The following is a 22,902-nucleotide window of genomic DNA, read 5'->3' on the forward strand; positions in this document are numbered from 1 at the left end:
AATAAAATGATACAACAAGTACAGAAACATATTCAGCAAAACCTATCTTTTTTACAAGGTAAAAAGGTGATTTTAGCAACCAGTGGCGGTATAGACAGCATGGTTATGGTTCATTTGTTTCAGCAAATGGGTTTTAACATGGCTATTGTTCATTGTAATTTTCAGCTTCGAGGTTTAGAAAGTTTTGAGGATCAAAATTTTGTTCAAGAGTATGCATCAAATAATAATATTCCTTTCTTTTTTACCCAATTTGACACCAAGGCATTTGCCGAAGATTATAAAATATCCACACAAGTTGCCGCTAGAGAATTGCGTTACAGCTGGTTTTACGAAATTTTAGAACAAGAGCAATACGATTATATTCTTACTGCACACCATGCTGATGACGCTCTTGAAACTTTTATAATCAATTTAAGTAGAGGAACTGGAATTGAGGGTTTGACCGGAATTCCTCAGCAAAATGAGCGTGTAGTAAGACCACTTTTGGCATTTAGCCAAGATGAAATTACACGTTATGCCCAAGAGAACAATATCAAATGGAGAGAAGACAGCAGCAATGCTACAGATAAATACCTTCGTAATAAAATCCGGCATCAGTTTGTACCTTTGTTAAAAGATATTAATTCTAATTTTTTGTCATCATTTCTTAAAACGCAAACCTATCTTCAGGAAGCTCAAGTTATGATGGAGGATGCCGCTATTATGATTTATCAGCAGGTGGCAAAGCAAGAGGATGAAATTATATATCTTGATATTAAAAAATTAAAACAATTACCTAATTATAAATCCTATTTGTACCAGTGGCTCAAAGAATTTGAGTTTACATCCTGGGATGATATTTATGCACTTATTGAAAGTCAATCAGGCAAGTTTGTTCTCGCTCCTCAATACCGATTATTAAAAGATAGAGATTCTTTAATCCTTAGTCCGATAAATTTCGTAAATACCAATGAGGAATATTTTATTTCTGAAAATCAAAGAGAAGTTAATATTCCCTTAAATCTGACTTTTTGCAAAGTAGCCGACATTAGTATCGTCACAAATACTTCTATATTTGTAGACGCAGATTTATTGCACTACCCATTGCGATTGCAAAAATGGAGTGAGGGAGCTGTTTTTCATCCTTTTGGTATGCAAGGGAAGTCAAAAAAAGTAAGTAAATTTTTTAAAGATGAAAAATTATCTTTAAATGAAAAAGAACAAACTTGGTTGCTATATTCCGATAAAACAATAGTTTGGCTTGTTGGATTAAGACCAGACGAACGGTTTAAAGTAACCGAAACAACTAAAAATATTTTAAAAATAGAACTACGCTAATGAAAAAAATAATCCTTTTACTTATAGCATTTTTGGCTTTTGCCAATGGTAATGCTCAAATTTTAGATCCAGCAAAATGGACTACTAAAATTGAAAAAAAGTCAGATACCAGATACCTCTTGATTTTTAATGCTGTAATTGATAACGAGTGGCATTTGTATTCCCAATTCACGCCAGATGGGGGACCACTTCCTCTTGAAATTATTTTTAAAAACCAAAAAGGAAATTTTAAACTTATTGGCAAAGCCAAAGAAAGCAAAACAAGAACTGCCTTCAATGATATATTTGAGGTAAACGAAACTTTTTTTGAGAAAAAGGCTCAAATTCAACAAGAAATTGAACTTACAAATACTAAGCTTACTGAGGTTAAAGTTGATTTTAATTATCAAGTATGTAAAGATGTCTGCATCAATGTTGAAAAGAATTTCACTATAAAAATTCCTCAAAAAGAAAATGCAACCACAGAAGTAGCACCACTGATAAATGTTGCGACCGGGGATTCAACCCTGTCAAAAGAGGTTGTTGATACCGTTAAAACTGACTTGAATACAGAAAAAACTATCAAAGTAGAGACTCCTAAAGTTGACAAACCAGAGGAAAAAAGAGGATTATTATCTATCTTTTTTATTGCATTCTTATCTGGATTTGCAGCATTATTAACACCATGTGTTTTCCCAATGATCCCTATGACGGTTAGTTTTTTTACCAAACAAAGTAAAACTAAAGCAAAAGGAATTCGAAATGCTATTATTTACGGTATTGCGATTATTTTTATTTATGTTGTTTTAGGATTTTTGGTAACGGCAATATTTGGAGCTGATGCCCTAAATGCTTTATCTACAAATGTATGGTTCAATATCATTTTCTTTATTTTATTAGTTGTTTTTGCCTCGTCATTTTTGGGCGCATTTGAAATCATGTTGCCAAATTCTTGGGCGAATAAAGTAGACAGTCAAGCAGATAGAGGTGGTATTATAGGTATTTTATTTATGGCATTGGCTCTAGCCATAGTTTCTTTTTCATGTACAGGACCTATTGTAGGAACTTTATTAGTAGAAGCAGCATCAAAAGGTGGTATTGCACCTATTGTAGGAATGTTTGGTTTTTCATTAGCACTTGCATTACCATTTATGTTGTTTGCTATGTTCCCAGGTTGGTTGAATTCATTGCCTAAATCAGGTGGTTGGTTGAATACGGTTAAAGTAGTATTAGGTTTCTTAGAACTGGCATTAGCCTTTAAGTTTTTATCTAATGCTGACTTGGTATTACAGCTCCATTTCTTGGAAAGAGAAGTGTTTTTAGCCATTTGGATTGCTATTTTTGGAACATTAGCTTTATATCTTTTTGGAAAAATTACATTACCACACGATAGTCCATTGAATCATATTTCGGTAGGAAGATTGTCTTTAGGATTAGTAGTTTTAGCTTTTACGGTGTATCTAATTCCAGGGATTTGGGGAGCGCCATTAAAAATAATTTCAGGTTTTCCGCCACCTATGACCTACAGCGAAAGTCCATACGGAGTAGGAAATTCAAAAGGAGGCTCAGCAACAACAGCTCAAGTTTTACCAGATGGAGCTCATTTAGGGCCACATGATTTAATAGCTTTTGAAGATTATGACAAGGGGGTAGCTTACGCAAAATTAGTTAACAAGCCTATTTTATTAGATTTTACAGGTTATGCGTGTGTAAATTGTAGAAAAATGGAAGATTATGTTTGGTCTGATCCAATGATTTTAAAAATATTACAAAACGAGGTTGTGCTTATTTCTTTATATGTTGATGATAAAAGGGAACTCCCAAAAGAAGAGCAATACGTATCTAAAGAAACTGGAAAAGACGTGGTAAGCATAGGAAATAAATGGAGTGATTTTCAAATTACCAAGTTTAAAGCAAATGCACAGCCATATTACATTGTCATGGATACTGATGGGAATATGCTATCAGATAAACCAGAAAGTTACAACTCAGATATCAATGCTTACAAAGATTGGTTGAGAGACGGAATAGATTCATTTAAAAAGGCCGAATAGGCCTTTTTTTTTATCAAATAAACTTCATGAATTCTTTATATGTTAAAATTATGAAACTACAGCCTAAAATTTGTGGGGAAATATCACAAGGAAGACATTTGTATTTCTAGATATTATTCAAATCCAAGATTCCTTTCGCGAACTTATCAAATTTTTACTCCCAAAATTATCTTGGATTATTTTGAATTGACTTCATATCTTTTTTAAAAGCAATTAATTCAATCCCTAAAGAGTAACTACAGAACAAATTAAGTTCTAAAAGGTTCGTTGAAGAGATAACCGTTCAAGCTTTTCCAATTCGTGGACACCAAGCATTACTATCACACGCCGAAGATGGCTCAACGAAGATACTGGACAAGTAGTCTTTATAGATTGTAATTTAGTAGCAGACGGAACTCGGGTAACACAGGAGTTCGCGTCTTTTTCAAAAGCAATCAATAGATTCCAGACCAAACGATTGTAATGCAATTGCTTCTTTCTATGGAGTTAGTGGCCTAAATCTACAACATCAATACAAAGATTTTCTCAGTGATTTTAAAACCTGGGATCAACTGCCTCACGCCAAGCAATGGCTAATTTTTCCACAAAACTTAGGCAAACATTTATCGATTGACGAAACTTCATTCTCCAATGGGGAACTCTATACCATCTTAACCAACAAAGCCGGTAAAGGAAGAAAAGGAACTATCGTATCTATGATTGCAGGAACTAAGGCAGAAGAAGTAAAAGAACATAGCTGTCAAATTGCTTATAACAAGAGGTCATCAGTTAAAGAAATAACATTAGATATGATTAATTCCATGAAATTAATAGCAAAAAATACTTCCAAAAAGCAATACAAGTAACCGACAGATTCCATGTTCAAAAAATAGACCTGGAGGCTTTACAAGAAATCAGAATCAAATACCGTTGGCAAGCAATCGATCAAGAAAATGAGGCTATAGAAAAAGCTAAAAAAGGCACCAAAAAGTTTGAACCTAAAGTATTATCTAATGGCGACACACTTAAACAACTACTAGCTCGCAGCCGCTATTTACTCTATAAAAACAGATCTAAATGGTCCGAAAACCAAATAGAACGTGCCACGCTATTATTTGAACTATATCCCGATATCGAAAAAGCATATAATTTAGCCCAAGAGTTGAGAAATATATTTGAGAAAACAACAGATAAAATCATTGGACTCTCAAGATTAGCTAAATGGCATGAAAAAGTAAGCCAATCTGGATTTAAGTCTTTCAATACAATCTCAAGATCTATAATAAATCATTACCAAACCATACTGAACTATTTTGATAACAGAAGCACAAACGCATCTGCAGAGTCGTTCAATGCTAAAATAAAAGCTTTTAGAACTCAATTTAGAGGCGTTAAAAATGTTACATTTTTCCTTTTTAGACTAACAACTATTTATGCTTAATTTTTCATTCCCCACAGGTTTTGGGATTGATCCGATTTAGGTCTTGAACCATAAAGACTTGTATTACCGACAAAACCCTCCAACACGACAGTGTTGAAGGGTTTCTCTATGTACTCAGAGCGGGACTTGAACCCGCACGAACATTGCTGTTCACTGGATTTTAAGTCCAGCGTGTCTACCAATTTCACCATCCGAGCTGGTTGTGGTACCTCCAGTACCAATATTACCAAAATCCCTATTTTTTAAAACACCTTATTTTTTTGCAATTTATTTACAAAACCCAACAATTACAAGGCTTTACAAAGTTATTTGATATTGTATAGCTTTGAATGTGTTTGAATATATTTTGACTTTACCGTACAACTATCGTACAAATTTTGTATATTTGAGTATAATTAAAAATATAAAAAACGATGGCAACAATTAACTTTTTATTCCGCTCCACAAAAGAAGAAGCCCCATTAACTTTGAGATTACTTTTTAGACACAACAACAAAGATTTTGTTTTTGGTGCTTCAACTAAAATAAAAGTAACTAAAGAATACTGGTCGAAACAACACAGCAATAAAAGACTAAAAGATAGTGAAGCAATTGCTCAGCGTAATGAAGTAAATGAAAAAATAGGTAAAATCGAAGAATTTATATTAAAAGCTTTTGATAATACAGATATTAATTTCGTTGATAAAAAATGGTTAGAAAACCAAATTCACAATTTTTACAATCCATCAGCTGAACCAGAACAACTTCCTACCGACTTTATCGCTTATTTAGACAAGTATTTAGAGCTTAAAAAGAATGACATAACTAAGAATACCATTAAAAAAGTAAACGTCATAAAACAGCTTATTTTGCGTTATATCGACCACACAAAAAAAAGACTATCAATAACAGATATAAATGCAGATTTCAAAGTTAGTTTTGAAAACTATTGTTTAGAAAACAACTATGCTCCTAATACAATTGGCATAGCTTTCAAGTTTATAAAAACAATATGCAACCATGCTAAATCAAATGGTTTAGAAACAAGTAATCAATTGAGTAATATAAAGAGCAAACAAGTAGCTGTTGATAATATTTATTTAACTTTTGAAGACTTAGAAAAGATTGAAAAAGCAAAAGTAAAATCATACAATATTCATTACGAAGATGCAAAAGACTGGTTAATCATTAGTTGTTACATTGGTCAAAGAATTTCCGACTTTATGAGATTAACAGAAAAAAATATTCGTATTGAAAAAGGTAAACATTTATTAGAATTTAAACAGGTTAAAACAGGTAAATTAATGACTGTTCCGCTTCATCCAAAAGTCTTAGAGATTTTAAAGAAAAGAAATGGCAAATTTCCTGAACCTATTGTTGATCAAAAATACAACCTATACATAAAAGAAGTATGTCGAATAGCAAAAATAAATGATATTGTACCTGGCAGCTTAAAAGTTGAAATCACTCCAGAAAGTAAAATCTATAGAAAAGAATCAGGCAATTACGAGAAATGGAAATTAGTATCTTCACATATTGGTCGCCGTTCATTTGCAACTAATTTTTATGGAACTATTCCAACTACATATTTAATTTATGTAACCGGTCACAGTACAGAGCAAATGTTTTTAACTTATATAGGCAAAAGCAATAAAGATATTGCAATGGAATTAACCAATTATTTTTAAATTTATTTTTTATAAATTCACGCTTTAATTTTTTATATGGTTCCAGATATAAACAGAAAAATTTCTTTTACACTCAAAGAGTATAAAGAGGACTATAATTCTTTATTGTTAGAATATTTATCTAAGCATGAAGACTTTGAAGAAAAGCAATTTATTGAATTAGAAATTGATTTCTATAATCTTTGCTACAGTAATGCTAATCTAATAAAGTCATATCACGATGGCAAGTATATCTATTCTGTCAATGGTGGTCATTGTGAGGTGCTAATACCAAAAATATATGATAGTTTAGTAACATTTAAAGATGAAAATGACGGCTGGGATATTGAGTTAAGTTTAAAATATAAGGCGACTTTTGAAAAAATAATAAGCTTCTTAAGAGATAAACAAAATAATTTGGGTAAGAAAATCAACAGTATTAAAATTATTGAAGTTATACCTAGTGAAACATTGAACAAATTTTATCCTAACCTTATTAATGATCCATTATTTTTTGAAGGTAATGATTATGTTAAAATTAAAAATGACTTTATAGAAGAGTATCAATCAAGAACTTCACACCTTTCAGGTGATGAAGATTTTTTGTTTTTTGAAGTTGATGAAGAATTTACACATTGGGAAGAAACCAAAAAAACAGAAATAAAGAATGAATTTATAAAATTGACAAAGCAATTAAATAAAGACAATATCTTTTTTTTCGGATGCTCTTTCGAAAATTATAAAAACAATTATTTAAAAAGATTAAATCTATTTCTTGAAAATTACGATGATACTTCCGAAACAGATTTTATACAAAGTGAAAAAACTTTCCTTCAGAATTTAATGTATGATTTTGAGAATGGAACAGGTGATGTTTACGAATTTTCAAAGTCTGATGTAGAAGTTTATAAAAAAGCTAGCTATGTTGTTTCAATGATAAGTTTTGAGCAATATTGTTATTCTAACAATAAAAAGATGAGCTTTTTAGAAGAAAAACTTTTAGGTAATAATAATTTTAAAAAAGAAGAAGTAAACATTATTGAAAAAACCGAATCACTTACAACAACTATAAATTTGAACGATAGTTTTATAAATGATATAATTCTAGAAAAATTGGAAGATGTACTGTCTAATGTAAATACAACTCAGTACGGTTTACTAGTTGATATGCTTAATAAATATTTCCAAAATGACAGAGTTTCATTTAAAGTAAATAAAATTAATCTAGGTAGAATTAATAAAAAGAAAGTTGGTTGGGCTTTAAAAGAAATCTATACTACAATAACAAATGAAGGTTTGACTTATGAATATTTAGCTTTTCTTAAAGAGAATGTTCTACTTTTTAAGGATGTAGAATTAAATAAAGACGACTTTTTTTACTGTAATTTATATAAATATTTCACCACAAAAGTCTGATTTTCAACTATACACCTATTACACCGTAAACACTTTTAAGTGTTCACTTTTTCCCACTTTTCCCACTTTGAATGTTTGTCGAATAATTTTAAAAAATATTCGATATGCAAAACAATGCAATTTTACTTCAAACCCTAACTGTTGAGCAGCTTCAACAGCTAATAGGTACATCCGTTAGAAACGGAATTATTGAACTTCAAAAGGAAATTCAAACAAAAGACAATTCAGAAGAATTAATGACCAGAGAAGAAACCTGCCAATTTCTAAAAATTGATAGCAGCACTTTATGGGCATGGACAAACAATGGTAAAGTTAAAGCCTATGGCATAGGTGCAAGACGTTACTACAAAAAGAGTGAAATAATGGAATGTTTAACCCTATTAAAAAAGTAAGCCATGAATAATTTTTATGACGATGCCGAAAAAGTATTAAAAAGGTTAGACGATAGTGTTGCCTTATTAGTTGCACAAATGAAATTGGGTGGCAAATTAGATCCCGAAGATGTTTTTTTTGATAACGGTGAATTTATGAAACTAATGAATATCAGTAAAAGAACAGCACAGGAATGGAGAAACAAGAAAATTATCGAGTTTTCTCAAGTAGGTAATAAAATTTATTACAGACTTTCAGATATCCAAAAATTACTAAACGACAACTATAATACTAAGTAACAATGGAACAGATAGCAAATAGTAAACTGATGGTTAGTGTTTATAAAGAGTTCAAATACAACTTAGGCGAGAAAAATCTTTTAGAAGTATTACAAGAAATAAAATCCGATAAATATCAAAGTGAAATTAATTCTATCCGATATGCTTTGCATAAAGGAGATGAAAAAACAGCCGAAGAAATCAAAAGTAATTTATTAGGTTTTACAACTTCTGGAACATTTGGAGAAAGCAGAACAAAAGCAAATATAGTAACCTATTCACAAGTAGTATGTTTAGATTTTGATGATATACCATTAACTGAAATAAACAATCTTGTAACGCTTGTAAATGGCTGTAGATACACGTTCGCATCATTTATAAGTCCAAGTAACGAAGGTTTAAAAGTATTCATTAAAGTCAATTCAAATGCAGCACAACACACAACAGTTTACAATCAAATCGCAAATTTTTATAAAGAGTTATCAGGTTATGATTTTGATGCAAAATGTAAAGACATTACCCGATTGTGTTTTGTTTCTTGTGATACAGATTTATTTTTAAATGAAAATGCAGTAATTTTTGAACTAAAGGAAGAAGTTAAACCATTGAAATCAGAACCAATAAGAGAAGTCAAACACGACCTCACAACGGATGAATTATTAGATAAATGCTTAAAGTTTACGGAACAAAAAGAACAATATTACAACGGAAACAGAAACAACTTTATTTTCTTATTCTCTTGCAACGCTAATAAGTTTGGTATTTATGAAGATGATACATTGAACTATTGCATTAATAATTTTGATTTAGAAGAAAGAGAGATAAAAGCAACGGTAAACAGTACATATAAAAACCAAAGTGCAGACTTTGCAAAGTTTGCAAAGTTTGCAAACATGCAAAGTTCCAAAACAGATAGTGTTATAAATACTGACAATAATTTTGATGATTATGAAGATTGTCTAAAAGCAACTCCAACAATTCCACAATCTGTTTACGATAACTTACCACCTATTTTGTTTGAAAGCTGCAAAGTATTTACGCAAGAAAGAGAAAGAGATGTATATCTTACAGGTGCATTGGCAATTCTTTCAGGTTGTTTACCTAATGTGTCAGGTTTATATAGTGGAAGTATTGTTTATCCAAGTTTGTTTTCATTTATTTTAGCTCCTGCTGCTTCGGGTAAAGGTGCATTAAAATTTGCAAAAGCATTAGCCGATAAATACCATGATAAAACATTAGCACTATCATCAGAAGATAAAAAAATTTATGATGAAAAATTATCAGCTTATAAAATGCTAAAAGGAAAAGGCAAACTAGAGCCTGGACAAGAAATGCCTATGCCTCCAAAATTTAAAGTTGTTTATATTCCGGCAAACACGAGTAATGCAAAAATAATGCAGCATTTAGATTGGAACGATGGTAGAGGAATTATTTGTGAAACCGAAGCAGATACATTAGGACAAACATTCAAAAACGAGTGGGGTTCGTATTCGGATATGTTGAGAAAATCATTTCATCACGAAAGAATATCAAAAAGTATCAAAACAGATGGCGAATATTTAGAAGTTGAAAATCCACAATTAGCAGTAGCTTTATCAGGAACACCAAAGCAAGTATTTAATATTATTTCTTCTGCCGAAGATGGTTTGTTTAGTAGATTTATATTCTATGTATTTAAAACAGATGCTGTTTGGTTAGACCCATCACCAAAAGGAAATCCTGTAAACTTAACAGACTATTTCACAACACAATCAAAACTAGTTTTAAAGTTGGTAGAGTTTTACGAAAGAGACGAATTAATTTTACATTTAACTGATGAACAATGGGATAGATTTAACCCTATTTTCAGTTCGTTTTTAGAACAAATAAACACGTTTGTTAGCGAAGATGCTTTGAGTATAGTTAAGCGTTTAGGGTTGATATTATATCGTTTTTGTATGATTTTCACAGCTATAAGAAAGTTTGCAACAAATGATTATCACAAAGAAATATATTGTTCTGATATTGATTTTGAAACCGCATTAACGTTAACTAAAACTTACATTCAACACAGCGTAATAATGTTTACTAATCTACCAAAACAAGGAGAACAAGGTCCATTCAAATCAGGAGAAAATAAAAAGAAATTCTTTGATGCATTACCGAACAAATTCCAGAGAAAAGAAGCAATTGAAATTGGTAAAAAATTTGATATTGGAGAGCGTTCAGTGGGTAACTTTCTTAAATCGTGTTTGGGTAAATATTTAGAACAGCCCGAGTATGGTTTTTACAGAAAATTCAACTAATTATTACAATTTGTTTTATTAATAATTATAATGTCTTATTTTTGAGTTTTTACAAAGAAATTCAATAAGATGAATATAGCACAAATTGAAAATAATCTTCAAAACCTGATTAAAAATTTTAGTAAAGACACGTTCGTTTTCGATTTGTTGTTGGCTTATGGTTTACCTAAAGCATCAATAACAAGGCTTCAAAATGGTAACTTAAATCTTTCTAAAGTGCAAGGCGAAGTATCTTGGAAAAAAAAGGTATTATTCAAGCCAGTTGAAAATGAAGATTTACACGTTGCTATAACCAAATGCAAAGAAGAAACTAAACAAGAACAGCGTTTTATAATCGTTACTGATTTTAAGACGTTGTTGGCGGTTGATACAAAAACAAGCGATACACTTGATATTGAATTAGAAGTTTTACCTAATCATTTCGATTTCTTTTTACCATGGGCAGGTATGGAAAAAGCCACCCATAAAAATGAAAATCCTGCCGATGTCAAAGCAGCCGAAAAAATGGCAAAGCTATTTGACGAAATCAAAAAAGACAATCCTGATAATTCTCCTGAGTTCATTCATGGTTTAAATGTGTTTTTATCAAGATTATTATTTTGCTTTTTTGCAGAAGATACCAATATTTTTAAGAAAGGTCAGTTTACAAATGCAATAAGTTCACATACGCAAACAGATGGTAGTGATTTAAGCGATTATCTTGATAAACTTTTTGATGTTCTTAATACACATGATAGAAACAGAAAAGAACTTCCGGCATATCTAAGTGAATTTCCTTATGTAAATGGTGGTTTATTTCAACACAAACATAAAACACCAACTTTTACACGTCGTTCTCGTCAAGCTATTATTGATGCAGGTGATTTAGATTGGTCAGCTATTAATCCCGATATTTTTGGTTCAATGATACAGGCAGTTATTACGCCTGAGCATCGTGGTGGTTTAGGGATGCACTATACCAGCGTTCCTAACATTATGAAAGTTATAGAACCTTTGTTTTTAAATGAATTAAACGAAGAATTTGAAAGCGGAAAATACGAACCAAAAAAACTAATTAAACTATTAGAACGTTTAAGCAAAATTAAAATATTTGATCCAGCATGTGGTAGTGGTAACTTTCTAATTATTGCTTATAAAGAATTACGTTTTCTTGAAATTAAAATTTTACTTCAATTACAAGAATTACAAAAAGCAGCAACAGGTTTTGAACCTTATCAATTAGAACTAATTCCAAAAGCACAATTAACATTAGCAGCACAATACCAACCAACATTATTTTCACGCATAGAGTTAGCACAATTCTTTGGTATAGAGCTAGACGATTTTGCTCACGAAATTGCAATTCTATCTTTGTGGTTAGCACAGCACCAAATGAACCAAAAGTTCAAAGAAGTATTAGGAGAAAGCACACCAACATTACCATTACAAGCAGGTGGTAATATCGTTCACGGCAATGCAACTAGAGTAGATTGGGAAAAAGTATGTCCTAAAAAAGAAAATGATGAAATTTATATTTTAGGAAATCCTCCTTACGTTGGTTTTAAAATGCAAAATTTAGAGCAAAAAAAGGATATGGAATTGATACTTTCTAAAGTTCCAGATTTTAAATCACTTGATTATATTTCATGTTGGTTTTATAAAGCAGCAACTTTTATAAATGGCAATTATATAAAAGCTGCATTTGTAACAACAAATTCAATTTGTCAAGGAACACAAGTTTCAACTTTATGGCCTAGCATATTTAATTTAAAAATTGAAATATTTTTTTGTTATGCATCTTTTCAGTGGTCTAACAATGCTAAATCAAATGCAGGTGTTGCTTGTACAATAATTGGTATTAGAAAGATTTCCCTAGCTGATAAATTCATTTATGATAATTTCATTAAAAAGAAAGCTAGTAATATTAATGCATACTTAATTGACTATCCTAACATTGTTGTAAATAAAAGTAAACATGCTTTATCCGAACTACCTAAAATTTCTGATGGTAGTGGTGCTTTAGATGGTGGTAATCTTATTTTAAGCGATAATGAAAAAAATGAATTATTAAATTTATATCCAAATGCAAATTTTTTAATTCGAAGATTATTTGGTTCAGAAGAATTCATTAATGATGTAAATAGATGGTGTTTATGGATTGAGGATGGTGACTATGAATTTGCAAAAACAATTCCTCCTATAAATGAGAGAATTGAAAACGTAAGAAATGCAAGGATTAATGGTGGAACAAGAGGTCAAAATTGTATAAACACTCCATATAAGTTTGCTTGGATTAATCAACCCAAAGAACGCCTAATTATTATTCCAACTGTTTCATCTGAACGCAGAGAATACATTCCGATTGGCTACCTTAATAATGATGTAATAATTTCAAATTCTGCAAGTATTATTCATGACCCAGAGATGTACATTTTTAGTGTTATTACTTCAAGAATTCATAATAATTGGGTTAAAACTGTTGCAGGTAAATTAGAAAATCGTATTAGATATACATCAGCAGTTTGTTATAATACATTCCCATTTCCAAAAATATCAGAAGCTCAAAAACAAGAGTTAACACAATGTGCATTTAGAATATTAGAAGAACGAGAAAATCATTCCGAAAAAACATTAGCTCAATTATACGACCCAGAGAAAATGCCAAAAGGTTTGCGTGAAGCTCACAGATTAAATGATTTAGCAGTAGAACGTTGTTATCGCAGTAAACCTTTCGAAACAGACGAAGAACGCTTAGAATACCTTTTCAAATTATACGAACAAATGATTGCAGAGGAAAAAACAAAAGACACGTTATTTCAAGAAGAAAAGAAAGCCAAAAAAAGTAAAAAGATAAAGTAATTTAAGATGACAAATCAAGATTTAATTTCTTTAATAGATGAGTTAAGAGCCTTACCCAAAGAGAATGAATGGGTAGAGTTCAAAACAGGTAATGTAACTACAAATGAAAAGCTAGGACAATATATTTCTGGTTTATCAAATGCAGCTTGCATTGCAAATAAATCTTTTGCCTATTTAGTTTTTGGTATAAATGATGACACTCACGAGGTAGAAGGTACGAATTACAAGTTTAAAAATCGTAAAGAAGGCAACGAAGAATTAGAATTATGGATAAAACGTTATTTAAGTCCATCTATTAAGTTTGATCATTTCACTTGTGATTATAATGCACAGCATGTTGAAATATTCAGAATACCTGCAGCAATTGGCGAACCTACTAATTTCAAGTTCTATCCTTACATTCGTTTTGATAGTAGTTTAACCGATTTAAAAAAATATCCTCATTATTTAAGAGCCATTTATAACTCACAAACAGATTGGTCAGCTCAAATTGTTGATAAGGCAAGTATTGATGATTTAGATGAAAACGCAATTAAAATAGCAAAAGAAAAATATAAAGAAAAAAATACAAATGAGCCTTTCTACAACGATATTGATAATTGGTCCTCAAAAACATTTTTAGATAAATTAAAAATTACTGTAGATGGTAAAATAACAAATACAGCACTAATATTACTAGGTAAACCCGAAACAGCACACTATCTTTCTCCTGCTGTGGCTCAAATAACATGGAAATTAGATACTGAAGAAAAAGCATACCAACATTTTAATATGCCATTATACACAGAAGTAAATAATGTTTTGGCTAAAATTAGAAACGTAAATTATAAATTCTTCCCTGATAATCAATTAGTAGCAGCCGAAGTAATTAAATACGATACCGAAGTTATTTTAGAAGCATTAAACAATTGTATTGCTCACCAAGATTACAGCAGACATTCACGTATAATTTTAACAGAAAAAATAAACAAACTAATATTTAGTAACGAAGGTAGTTTTTTTGAAGGTACAGCAGAAGACTACACAGCAGGTGAAAAAACACCTAATAAATATCGTAACAAATGGTTAGCTGATGCAATGGTTAATCTTAACATGATAGATAGTTTAGGATATGGTATTCATAAAATGTACAAAAGTCAACGCAAAAGATATTTCCCATTACCCGATTATACAAAATCAACAAGAGATAGCGTAATTCTTGAAATATACGGTCATACTATCGACGAAAATTATTCGAAATTATTAATCGAAAAGAAAGATGATTTAAGTTTAACCGAAGTAATTCTATTAGATAAAGTTCAGAAAGACATCCCTATTAATGATGAAGCATCTAAGTTATTAAAGAAAAAAGGGTTAATTGAAGGTAGAAAACCCCATTATCATATATCATCTTCAATTGCGTCTGCAACAGGCATGGAAACAGAGTATATTAAATTAAAAGGTATAGAAGATGATTATTGCAAAAAAATGATAAAAGATTATATCGTTAAATTTAAAGGCGGGCAACGTTCAGATTTCGAAAACCTTTTAGACGATAAATTACCAAATCTTTTATCTCCTAAACAAAAGAAAGATAAAGTTAAAAATCTATTACAATCAATGAAACGTGAAGGTGTAATCTTTTTAGATAAAACTTTTTGGCGTCTAAACAATGAATAATTTAGACGTTGCTAGACGTCTATTTAGACATAGTTTTAGACGAAATATAAACTCTTACAAAAAATAACTAATATGCCAAATTTAGTAAACGTATCATACCACCAAACAGGAAAAAGCACAAGTACCAACACAATGGGAATGCGTGAAATGCAATCTCGTGCCTTTGAAGCTCGTGATGCAAAATATTTATTATTAAAAGCACCTCCAGCATCGGGTAAATCTCGTGCATTAATGTTTTTGGCTTTAGATAAAATGATAAATCAAGGCATTAAAAAGGTAATAGTAGCTGTTCCAGAGCGTTCAATTGGTAGTTCATTTTCTCAAACTGATTTAATGAAAGATGGTTTCTTTGCAAATTGGGAGCCAAACGACAATTATAATCTTTGTACACCTGGCGATGATGGTAGCAGTAGCAAAGTACAAGCCTTTCATAACTTTATTAATAGCGATGAAAAGATTTTGATTTGCACACATGCAACATTACGTTTTGCTTGTGATACTTTAGATGAAACAAAATTAAATGATACTTTATTAGCTATTGATGAATTTCACCACGTTTCTGCCGATGTAAACAACAGATTAGGAGAACTATTAAAAGTAATAATGAATAAGTCAACAGCTCATATTATAGCAATGACAGGTTCATATTTCAGAGGTGATAGTGTGCCTATTTTAACACCAGAGAACGAAGCAAAGTTTACTAAAGTAACATATAACTATTACGAACAATTAAACGGTTATAACTATTTAAAATCATTGGGTATTGGCTATCATTTTTACACAGGAAAATATACAGAAGCTATACTTGATGTGTTAGATACTGATTTAAAAACTATTGTTCATATTCCAAATGTAAACTCAGGAGAAAGTACAAAAGACAAGCATAATGAAGTAGATTTTATTATTGATGCTATTGGTCGTGTTTTAAGACAAGATAGTGAAACAGGAGTTATTTATGTTGAAAGACATACAGATAAAAAGATTATTAAAATTGCTGATTTAGTTGAAGATACACCAAGAGAAAGAGATAAAATAGTTAACTATTTACGAAACATTTCTTCTGTTGACGATATGGATTTGATAATAGCATTAGGTATGGCAAAAGAGGGTTTTGATTGGCCTTATTGTGAACATGCCTTAACTGTTGGGTATAGAGGATCATTAACCGAAATTATTCAAATTATAGGTAGATGTACTAGAGATAGTAATAATAAAACACATGCTCAATTTACAAATTTAATTGCACAACCCGAAGCAATCCAAGACGATGTTAAGAAAGCCACTAATGATATGCTAAAGGCAATTACAGCATCATTATTAATGGAGCAAGTGTTAGCACCTAATTTCAAATTTAAAACAAAGCTTGATAATGATGATGATGCAGAGCCGGGAACAATCAAAGTAAGAGGATTTAAAGAACCAAGTTCAAAGAGGGTTAAAGATATTATAGAAGCTGATTTGAATGACTTAAAAGCTACAATACTGCAAGATGATAACATGTTAAAAACAATGTCAGGTACTATTGATGCAGAAGTAATCAACAGAGTTTTAATTCCAAAAATCATTAAAATAAAATATCCTGAATTAACAGAAGATGAAGTTGAAGAAATCAGACAATATGTGGTTGTTGATAGTGTAGTTAAAAGTGGAGAAATTAAAGAAGTTGGCGACCAAAGATTTATTCGTTTAGCAGATAAATTCATTAATATTGATGATATACATATTGACTTAATTGATGCGGTTAATCCATTCCAAAAAGCTTATGAAATATTATCAAAATCAGTTACTACTAAAGTGTTGAAAGTTATCCAAGATACAATTGAAGCAACTCGTATTAAAATGGATTTTGAAGAAGCCAAAATATTGTGGCCCAAAATTGTGGAATTTAAAAAATTACATGATAAAGAGCCAAGTCTAAATGCAAATGACCCATTAGAAAGAAGAATGGCAGAATGTATTATTTATTTAAAAGAAGAAAAAAGAAAACGTTTAGCAAATGGATAAAAATTCAATACTTGACGATATTTTCAATAATGATCCGTTTGATATTCTAAATGTCAAACCAAAATCTTCTGGAGCAAAAACAACAGATGAAAGGTTATTAAATTCATTTCAAGAAATCAATGATTTTGTAGAAAAAAATAAAAGAGAACCACAACCAAACATTTCAAACGTATCAGAATATCAATTATACACTAGATTAAAAGGCATTAGAGAAAATCCAGAGAAGAAAGAACAATTAAAGGATATAGATACTAACAATCTTCTTGATTTCGAAATAAAAGAGATAAACTCAATTGATGATATTCTAAATGATGATACCTTTGATTTATTTGAAGATGATACAGATTTATTTAATTTCAAACATACACCAAAACCTGATGAAAGAGTTTCAACAGACTTTGTAGCTAGGAGAAAGCCAATGAAAGACTTTGATAAATACGAACATTTATTCAAGGACATTCAAAAAGATTTAGCTAGTGGCAAAAGAAAATTAGTTGATTTCAAAATGGGTAACTTACGTGAAGGAGCTTATTACGTTCACAACGGTGTTTTATTCTTATTAGAAGAAATTCAAATCACAAAAAAGGAGCATTATAGAGAAGATGGCACAAGAGTTAGAGAAGATGGCAGAACAAGATGTATTTTCGAAAATGGTACAGTATCAAATATGCTTAAAAGGTCAGTAGAAAAGATATTATATGCTAATGGTCAAGTAGTATCTGAAAATATTGATAAAGTAAACGAAAGCTTTGTAGAGAAATTTAGCAATATTACTGATGAAGATGAAGAAGCAGGATTTATTTATGTGTTAAGCTCTAAAAGTAAAGATGAAAAAATTGCATCAATAGAAAACCTATTTAAAATTGGATATTCAAAGGTTGATGTATTGGAAAGAATAAAAAATGCAGAAAAAGAACCAACTTATTTAATGGCAAAAGTCAAAATAGAAAGTGCTTGGAAATGCTACAATATGAACCCACAAAAATTAGAACAACTACTTCATAACTTCTTTGGCAGCTCTTGTTTAAACATTGATATATTTGATGAAAATAAAATTCGTCACACACCTAGAGAATGGTTCATAGCTCCATTAGAAGTAATAGAACAATCAATTCAATTAATTATAAGCGGGGAGATTGTGAATTATAGGTATGATATTGAAAGTAAAATAATAATAAATAGATAGGATGAGATCATTTGAAGTATTTCATACTCAAGAATATAGATTTCCAATACTAACATTCCCAATTCAAGGTACTGGCAATGATATGTGGTTAGGTGATGGTTATTATTTTTGGCAAGATTATGAATTTAGTAAATGGTGGGGAGAAATTATGAAGTGTAAAAATTGTAATAAAACAAGGAGATATACAATTTTTAAAGCTACAATTACTTTTACCAATGAAGAATTTATTGATACAGTTTTTAATGAAGAGGACTATTATCATTTTTTAAATACTGTAGAAAAATTTGCTAAAATGTACATTAAACAATTTCACAAAAAACCAACATTAGAGGAATTTAATGACTTCATTGATGATCACAATGTTTGGGAAGATATAAGTGTAATTAGATTTCAAGACCTGCCATTTAACAATGATTTAATAAAGGTTGATGGTTATTACTACAAAAAAAGAATACAATTTAGGGTAAATGAACCAGAAAAAATAACTAACTTTGCACAATTAAATACATTTGTTTGTGTTTAATAATAGATAAAATATACATGATGATGGCAAATTGGGAAAAGTTAAACTCTAAATTCAATCAAATTATTGACAATATGTCAAATGAAGATTGGAATAAGTGGTCTTCTGAAAGAATGGCTAAAAAAGCTATGCGTAATTCCGAAATGTTATTAAGAGCAAAACTTCAAGAAGAAAAAATTATGCTATCTAATAGAATTGGCTGTAATATTTCATCACACACAGGTTACAGTTCTTCTGTTAATACAATATCAAATTCTTTATTCACAGGTTTAGTTTCAAGTTCAGAACCTGAATATCCTATAGCTGCATAAATTATGGCAACTGAAGCTTCTTTAAATTTTAAAGGTTACGATGTAATAAAGGTTGTCTTTGATAAACCATTAGGTTTTTCTGAAGGCAATTTTAACATTAACGTAAATCATTTAACTCATGTAGAAGAAGAAAATAAAAACATATTCAAATCTGAGTTTATTGTAACAATTTCTAATGAAGAAAAAAATTTTAATCTAATTGTTCAAACAGTAGGTTATTTTGAAATCATAGGCGATGTTGAACAAAAAGTGTATGATAATTACATTAACATTAGTTCTCCTTCTATTGTCTATCCTTACATAAGAGCATTTATTACTAATTTAGTAATACAAACGGGTATGAAACCAATAATAATACCACCTCTTAATTTTGCTAACAAGCCTTCAGCACCAGCAGTAAAAGATAATATCTAAAATTATTACCTCATTCATCTGCACAAAAATCGCTCCTAGTCCAAGTATTCCTAGCATCAATTCTTTGTTTGCTTCATTTCGTTAATAATTAAGTAAAAACAAATATTAAAAAAATAGGAACGCTATCGCTGAAGTATTTTCACCCACCCAACCCAACGCTCTGCCAACGCTCTAGTGGTTTTCTCCCAACGCTCTAAGCACTTGTTTTTTCCCCAGCTGTGCAAAGCATTTTTTGCCTGTTTTATTTTCCCAACCCCATCGCACATAAAACAGGCAAAAAAAGCCCTGCACTTTCCCAACGCTCGAAAAACAAGAGCTTCCCAACGCTAAAAACCACTCCCAAGCTATTTTACATAATGAAGGCAACATTATAGTTCAAAAAAAAGCGTTAATATTTTTGATGGTTTTTTTTTAGAACTATAATTTCATTATGTAAAATATCCGCTCAGCCAACGCTCCCACCCAAAAGCGGTAAAGTATTTTCATTGTTTTTTGAAGATGCCATAACGTAACACAACAACATTTGTAGTAAATAAAAAATACCCATTTCAAAAGACAAGTCAGGCATCCTCAAAAATCAAATTTGCCCACAAGAGTATAGTTTTTTATTTGCCAGAACATTGGTAGTAAATTGTTTTTAAGTCGTCTTGATGCTATACAATGTCGTAGAACAATTCAATAAATAAACAAACCCGATTTTAAAAAGACCAATCTAGCATCAAGCCGTCAATAAAAACAATCAGAAAATATCGTTAAGCAAATAAAAAACTATACCCTTGTTTCGCTACTGCCAACGCACTAGGTAGAGTTCAGTTGGGGAAATCTCCCATTTCCCCAAACCCCTTAGGGTGCAATTTTTTTTAAAATAATGCCAGACGTTTTTCACTCCGATTGAAATTAAGCGGTAGGCATTATTTCAAAAAAAACAGCTCAAATTTTAACCAATCCGCATGTTGATTTTTGAATGGAAAGTTTCGGGCTTCCTTGCGATTGTGGAATGGATAAAAAAACGTTTATTCTTTTTTCTCTTAATTCGTAGATATTCCGTACTTAAATGCACTATAACTCCTATATGAGTGCGGATTATAGATAAATTAGTGCAAAATAAAAAACCCTCTCTTTCGAAAGGGTTTACTTTGCAACATTGCAGACTTTGCAAACTTGCAAACTGATGGTCTTTTTAGAATACTTCTTGAACTTTCATTGCATTACCTGCATTGAATAAGTAGTAGTTTCCTCCAACTTCTTGATAAAACTCAATACCAACACAACCTAAAACAGCAATATTAGTCGTTAAGGTTGGAGAACCTGGCAAGGTTGCTGTAATATCAATTAATGAAGTCACTGCATTAACAGGAGTATAAGCAGAATAGGCAACATCTGACAACTCGTTTAATGTTGGTTCGGCAGGCTCATAAGCACTTGTAGCGGGATTATAAACAAAATCCGATACAGCAGCTAAGGCATTGATAATTCTAAAATGTGTCGCTCCTGATGGAACATTTAAAAAACTCATTGGATTAAAAGCTGGTAATGATAAAGTACTTTCGTTTCTATCAACTGTTGCAGTTAATGTAAATGGAGCACTAAGAATACCATTAAAAGAAATGTTCTTATTAAAATCCAATCCTCTTAAATATTGAGGTTGTTGTGAAACCAAGACAGCTCTTTGTCCTCTGGCTTCTGAACCATCTTCAATATTTATTTTTTTCATAATAGCAGTTAATCTACCTGTAAATTGGCTATCAGTCATTTGTTTCATTAAAGCTGATAAAGCAATTCTAACAGATTTTCCTGCCATTGCACATGCTGCAAACTCAGACATGTTTTCACGAGTACGAACAAAACCCGGAGCGGTTTTTACTTGCTCTCCTGTTGGTCCTCCTTTTAATCCTGCATAGTAACCAGTGTTACCTTTAATTTTGAAGTGACGAACTTCTCCTAACGTCCCGACATATTTAACATGTCCTTTTTGTTGAGCCATAAGCTTAAAAAAAATAATTATGTTTTGTGAAAAATTTCATTTAAATTTACAACGTAAAGTATTGATTTACAATGTATTAAATAAAGTAAAATAATGCATTTTAACGCAAAAGAAACAACGATTAAAAAAAACCTTCTCAAAATTGTAAAGTTTGTTGATGGTGATGGAATTATTTTAGAAGATATTATTTCAAAAAAGGAATTTGAAGTTAGATTTTTGGGTATAGATGCACCCGAAATAAATTATTGTAACAAGATAAAAAAAGATGAAAAAGAGTTGCAAGTTCCAGCTGCACTATTAATCAAATTAGGTTATTTATCATTTAACTTTTTAAAAGATCAAGTTAATTTGGGTGATTATTGCACATTAGTACAGGAACAAAATAATTTAGTTGATAAATATGGAAGACATTTAGGATATCTTATTTTAAACGATGGTAGAGTTTTGAACGAAATTATGATAAAAGAAGGCTATGCGAAGCCATATAACGAGGTTTTCTGCGAAATGCTTCCATTGTATCAAGAATGGAATTTACAAGCTAAGACAAGCAAAAAAGGTTTATATTCAATAATTAATATTTTCTAAAACTATATTTAAAATACCGTACAAAAACCGTACAAAAACAAAATAAAAAATCCGTAATTACTTGATTTTCAAGTGTATTACGGATTTTTAAAGTGGTACCTCCAGGGATCGAACCAGGGACACATGGATTTTCAGTCCATTGCTCTACCATCTGAGCTAAGGTACCTTACTTGTAAAAAGTAAATGATATAAAAAAAGCCCATCCGATTAGAATGGGCTTTCAAAGAAAGGCGACGACATACTCTCCCACATAACTGCAGTACCATCTGCGCAGGCGGGCTTAACTACTCTGTTCGGGATGGGAAGAGGTGAGCCCCGCCGCAATAACCACCTTAAGGTTGTTAGTCTAAAGTCGAAGGTCTTAAAGTCTAAAGTTACCTTTTGGACTTGTGACTTTCGCTTTTTGACTGCTCTTGCGTCGAGCAAATATCTTAACATACTGAGATAAAGAATATAAAAAGTGTATTAGAAAGTTTCTCCCTCCCGATTACTCGGGAGGAAAAGGGTGTACATAAGCTTACGGGTTATTAGTACTACTCGACTATGACATTACTGCCTTTACATCTATAGCCTATCAACGTGGTCATCTCCCACGACCCTTAAAAGAAATCTCATCTTGTGGTGGGTTTCG

At 31.0% G+C, this 22,902-nt stretch carries 16 protein-coding genes, 2 tRNA genes, 2 rRNA genes and 1 pseudogene; 16 read left to right on the forward strand and 5 right to left on the reverse strand.

What is annotated here, in order from left to right:
* The first annotated feature begins 6 nt into the window (after positions 1-6).
* The 3 genes and pseudogenes from tilS (at position 7) to FJV36_RS11885 (ending at position 4,770) form a co-directional block, all read left to right on the forward strand.
* Positions 7-1,317 carry a tRNA lysidine(34) synthetase TilS gene (tilS, locus tag FJV36_RS11875; RefSeq protein ID WP_158727969.1) on the forward strand — a complete coding sequence of 437 codons (1,311 nt, stop codon included), beginning with the start codon at positions 7-9 and terminating at the stop codon, positions 1,315-1,317.
* On the forward strand, positions 1,317-3,350 hold the full coding sequence (locus FJV36_RS11880; RefSeq protein ID WP_158727968.1) for a protein-disulfide reductase DsbD: 2,034 nt from the start codon (positions 1,317-1,319) through the stop codon (positions 3,348-3,350). Before tilS ends, FJV36_RS11880 begins: the two co-directional genes overlap by 1 nt.
* A 647-nt stretch (positions 3,351-3,997) precedes the next feature.
* Positions 3,998-4,770, forward strand: a pseudogene (locus FJV36_RS11885) (transposase).
* A gap of 111 nt (positions 4,771-4,881) precedes the next feature.
* Here FJV36_RS11885 and FJV36_RS11890 read toward each other — a convergent pair.
* Positions 4,882-4,967, reverse strand: a tRNA-Leu gene (locus FJV36_RS11890).
* Positions 4,968-5,183: 216 nt separating this feature from the next.
* Here FJV36_RS11890 and FJV36_RS11895 point away from each other — a divergent pair.
* The 12 genes from FJV36_RS11895 (at position 5,184) to FJV36_RS11950 (ending at position 19,702) form a co-directional block, all read left to right on the forward strand.
* On the forward strand, positions 5,184-6,437 hold the full coding sequence (locus FJV36_RS11895; protein ID WP_158981130.1) for a phage integrase SAM-like domain-containing protein: 1,254 nt from the start codon (positions 5,184-5,186) through the stop codon (positions 6,435-6,437).
* Between the two features lie 36 nt (positions 6,438-6,473).
* Positions 6,474-7,832, forward strand: coding sequence for a hypothetical protein (locus FJV36_RS11900; RefSeq protein WP_158981132.1), 1,359 nt, complete (start codon positions 6,474-6,476; stop codon positions 7,830-7,832).
* Positions 7,833-7,936: 104 nt separating this feature from the next.
* On the forward strand, positions 7,937-8,224 hold the full coding sequence (locus FJV36_RS11905; RefSeq protein ID WP_158981134.1) for a helix-turn-helix domain-containing protein: 288 nt from the start codon (positions 7,937-7,939) through the stop codon (positions 8,222-8,224).
* Between the two features lie 3 nt (positions 8,225-8,227).
* On the forward strand, positions 8,228-8,503 hold the full coding sequence (locus FJV36_RS11910; RefSeq protein WP_233264946.1) for a helix-turn-helix domain-containing protein: 276 nt from the start codon (positions 8,228-8,230) through the stop codon (positions 8,501-8,503).
* 2 nt (positions 8,504-8,505) lie between these two features.
* Positions 8,506-10,767 carry a DUF3987 domain-containing protein gene (locus tag FJV36_RS11915; protein WP_158981136.1) on the forward strand — a complete coding sequence of 754 codons (2,262 nt, stop codon included), beginning with the start codon at positions 8,506-8,508 and terminating at the stop codon, positions 10,765-10,767.
* Between the two features lie 69 nt (positions 10,768-10,836).
* Complete coding sequence (locus FJV36_RS11920) at positions 10,837-13,605, forward strand: DNA methyltransferase (protein ID WP_158981138.1); 2,769 nt, start codon at positions 10,837-10,839, stop codon at positions 13,603-13,605.
* Between the two features lie 6 nt (positions 13,606-13,611).
* Positions 13,612-15,264 carry an RNA-binding domain-containing protein gene (locus tag FJV36_RS11925; protein ID WP_158981140.1) on the forward strand — a complete coding sequence of 551 codons (1,653 nt, stop codon included), beginning with the start codon at positions 13,612-13,614 and terminating at the stop codon, positions 15,262-15,264.
* Between the two features lie 72 nt (positions 15,265-15,336).
* The gene (locus FJV36_RS11930; RefSeq protein WP_158981142.1) at positions 15,337-17,268 is read left to right on the forward strand and encodes a DEAD/DEAH box helicase; all 1,932 of its coding nucleotides are present in this window, start codon (positions 15,337-15,339) and stop codon (positions 17,266-17,268) included.
* Complete coding sequence (locus tag FJV36_RS11935) at positions 17,261-18,454, forward strand: GIY-YIG nuclease family protein (protein ID WP_158981144.1); 1,194 nt, start codon at positions 17,261-17,263, stop codon at positions 18,452-18,454. Before FJV36_RS11930 ends, FJV36_RS11935 begins: the two co-directional genes overlap by 8 nt.
* A 1-nt stretch (position 18,455) precedes the next feature.
* Positions 18,456-18,977 carry a hypothetical protein gene (locus FJV36_RS11940; RefSeq protein ID WP_158981146.1) on the forward strand — a complete coding sequence of 174 codons (522 nt, stop codon included), beginning with the start codon at positions 18,456-18,458 and terminating at the stop codon, positions 18,975-18,977.
* A gap of 20 nt (positions 18,978-18,997) precedes the next feature.
* A complete protein-coding gene (locus tag FJV36_RS11945) occupies positions 18,998-19,288 on the forward strand; it encodes a hypothetical protein (protein ID WP_158981148.1) in 291 nt (96 codons plus the stop codon).
* Positions 19,289-19,291: 3 nt separating this feature from the next.
* Positions 19,292-19,702 carry a protein-export chaperone SecB gene (locus FJV36_RS11950; RefSeq protein ID WP_158981150.1) on the forward strand — a complete coding sequence of 137 codons (411 nt, stop codon included), beginning with the start codon at positions 19,292-19,294 and terminating at the stop codon, positions 19,700-19,702.
* A 1,180-nt stretch (positions 19,703-20,882) separates the two neighbouring features.
* On the opposite strand, the gene FJV36_RS11955 is transcribed toward FJV36_RS11950, so the two are convergent.
* Positions 20,883-21,686 carry a hypothetical protein gene (locus FJV36_RS11955; protein WP_158981152.1) on the reverse strand — a complete coding sequence of 268 codons (804 nt, stop codon included), beginning with the start codon at positions 21,684-21,686 and terminating at the stop codon, positions 20,883-20,885.
* 93 nt (positions 21,687-21,779) lie between these two features.
* On the opposite strand from FJV36_RS11955, the gene FJV36_RS11960 reads away from it, so the two are divergent.
* Complete coding sequence (locus FJV36_RS11960) at positions 21,780-22,271, forward strand: thermonuclease family protein (RefSeq protein ID WP_158981154.1); 492 nt, start codon at positions 21,780-21,782, stop codon at positions 22,269-22,271.
* A 93-nt stretch (positions 22,272-22,364) separates the two neighbouring features.
* Here FJV36_RS11960 and FJV36_RS11965 read toward each other — a convergent pair.
* The 3 genes from FJV36_RS11965 to FJV36_RS11975 all read right to left on the reverse strand — a co-directional run.
* Positions 22,365-22,437: transfer RNA gene (locus tag FJV36_RS11965), tRNA-Phe, on the reverse strand.
* Between the two features lie 59 nt (positions 22,438-22,496).
* Positions 22,497-22,606: ribosomal RNA gene (gene rrf / locus FJV36_RS11970) — 5S ribosomal RNA — on the reverse strand.
* Between the two features lie 172 nt (positions 22,607-22,778).
* Positions 22,779-22,902 (reverse strand): 23S ribosomal RNA (locus tag FJV36_RS11975); the annotation flags it as partial.

Source organism: Flavobacterium sp. I-STPP5a (assembly GCF_009764685.1).
In the GTDB taxonomy this organism is placed as follows: domain Bacteria; phylum Bacteroidota; class Bacteroidia; order Flavobacteriales; family Flavobacteriaceae; genus Flavobacterium.

What these genes read in the sequence shown, in the direction of transcription:
- tilS (WP_158727969.1), top strand. Translation starts at nt 7, where the DNA reads ATGATACAACAAGTACAGAAACATATTCAGCAAAACCTATCTTTTTTA.
- FJV36_RS11880 (WP_158727968.1), top strand. Translation starts at nt 1,317, where the DNA reads ATGAAAAAAATAATCCTTTTACTTATAGCATTTTTGGCTTTTGCCAAT.
- FJV36_RS11895 (WP_158981130.1), top strand. Translation starts at nt 5,184, where the DNA reads ATGGCAACAATTAACTTTTTATTCCGCTCCACAAAAGAAGAAGCCCCA.
- FJV36_RS11900 (WP_158981132.1), top strand. Translation starts at nt 6,474, where the DNA reads ATGGTTCCAGATATAAACAGAAAAATTTCTTTTACACTCAAAGAGTAT.
- FJV36_RS11905 (WP_158981134.1), top strand. Translation starts at nt 7,937, where the DNA reads ATGCAAAACAATGCAATTTTACTTCAAACCCTAACTGTTGAGCAGCTT.
- FJV36_RS11910 (WP_233264946.1), top strand. Translation starts at nt 8,228, where the DNA reads ATGAATAATTTTTATGACGATGCCGAAAAAGTATTAAAAAGGTTAGAC.
- FJV36_RS11915 (WP_158981136.1), top strand. Translation starts at nt 8,506, where the DNA reads ATGGAACAGATAGCAAATAGTAAACTGATGGTTAGTGTTTATAAAGAG.
- FJV36_RS11920 (WP_158981138.1), top strand. Translation starts at nt 10,837, where the DNA reads ATGAATATAGCACAAATTGAAAATAATCTTCAAAACCTGATTAAAAAT.
- FJV36_RS11925 (WP_158981140.1), top strand. Translation starts at nt 13,612, where the DNA reads ATGACAAATCAAGATTTAATTTCTTTAATAGATGAGTTAAGAGCCTTA.
- FJV36_RS11930 (WP_158981142.1), top strand. Translation starts at nt 15,337, where the DNA reads ATGCCAAATTTAGTAAACGTATCATACCACCAAACAGGAAAAAGCACA.
- FJV36_RS11935 (WP_158981144.1), top strand. Translation starts at nt 17,261, where the DNA reads ATGGATAAAAATTCAATACTTGACGATATTTTCAATAATGATCCGTTT.
- FJV36_RS11940 (WP_158981146.1), top strand. Translation starts at nt 18,456, where the DNA reads ATGAGATCATTTGAAGTATTTCATACTCAAGAATATAGATTTCCAATA.
- FJV36_RS11945 (WP_158981148.1), top strand. Translation starts at nt 18,998, where the DNA reads ATGATGGCAAATTGGGAAAAGTTAAACTCTAAATTCAATCAAATTATT.
- FJV36_RS11950 (WP_158981150.1), top strand. Translation starts at nt 19,292, where the DNA reads ATGGCAACTGAAGCTTCTTTAAATTTTAAAGGTTACGATGTAATAAAG.
- FJV36_RS11955 (WP_158981152.1), bottom strand. Translation starts at nt 21,686, where the DNA reads ATGGCTCAACAAAAAGGACATGTTAAATATGTCGGGACGTTAGGAGAA.
- FJV36_RS11960 (WP_158981154.1), top strand. Translation starts at nt 21,780, where the DNA reads ATGCATTTTAACGCAAAAGAAACAACGATTAAAAAAAACCTTCTCAAA.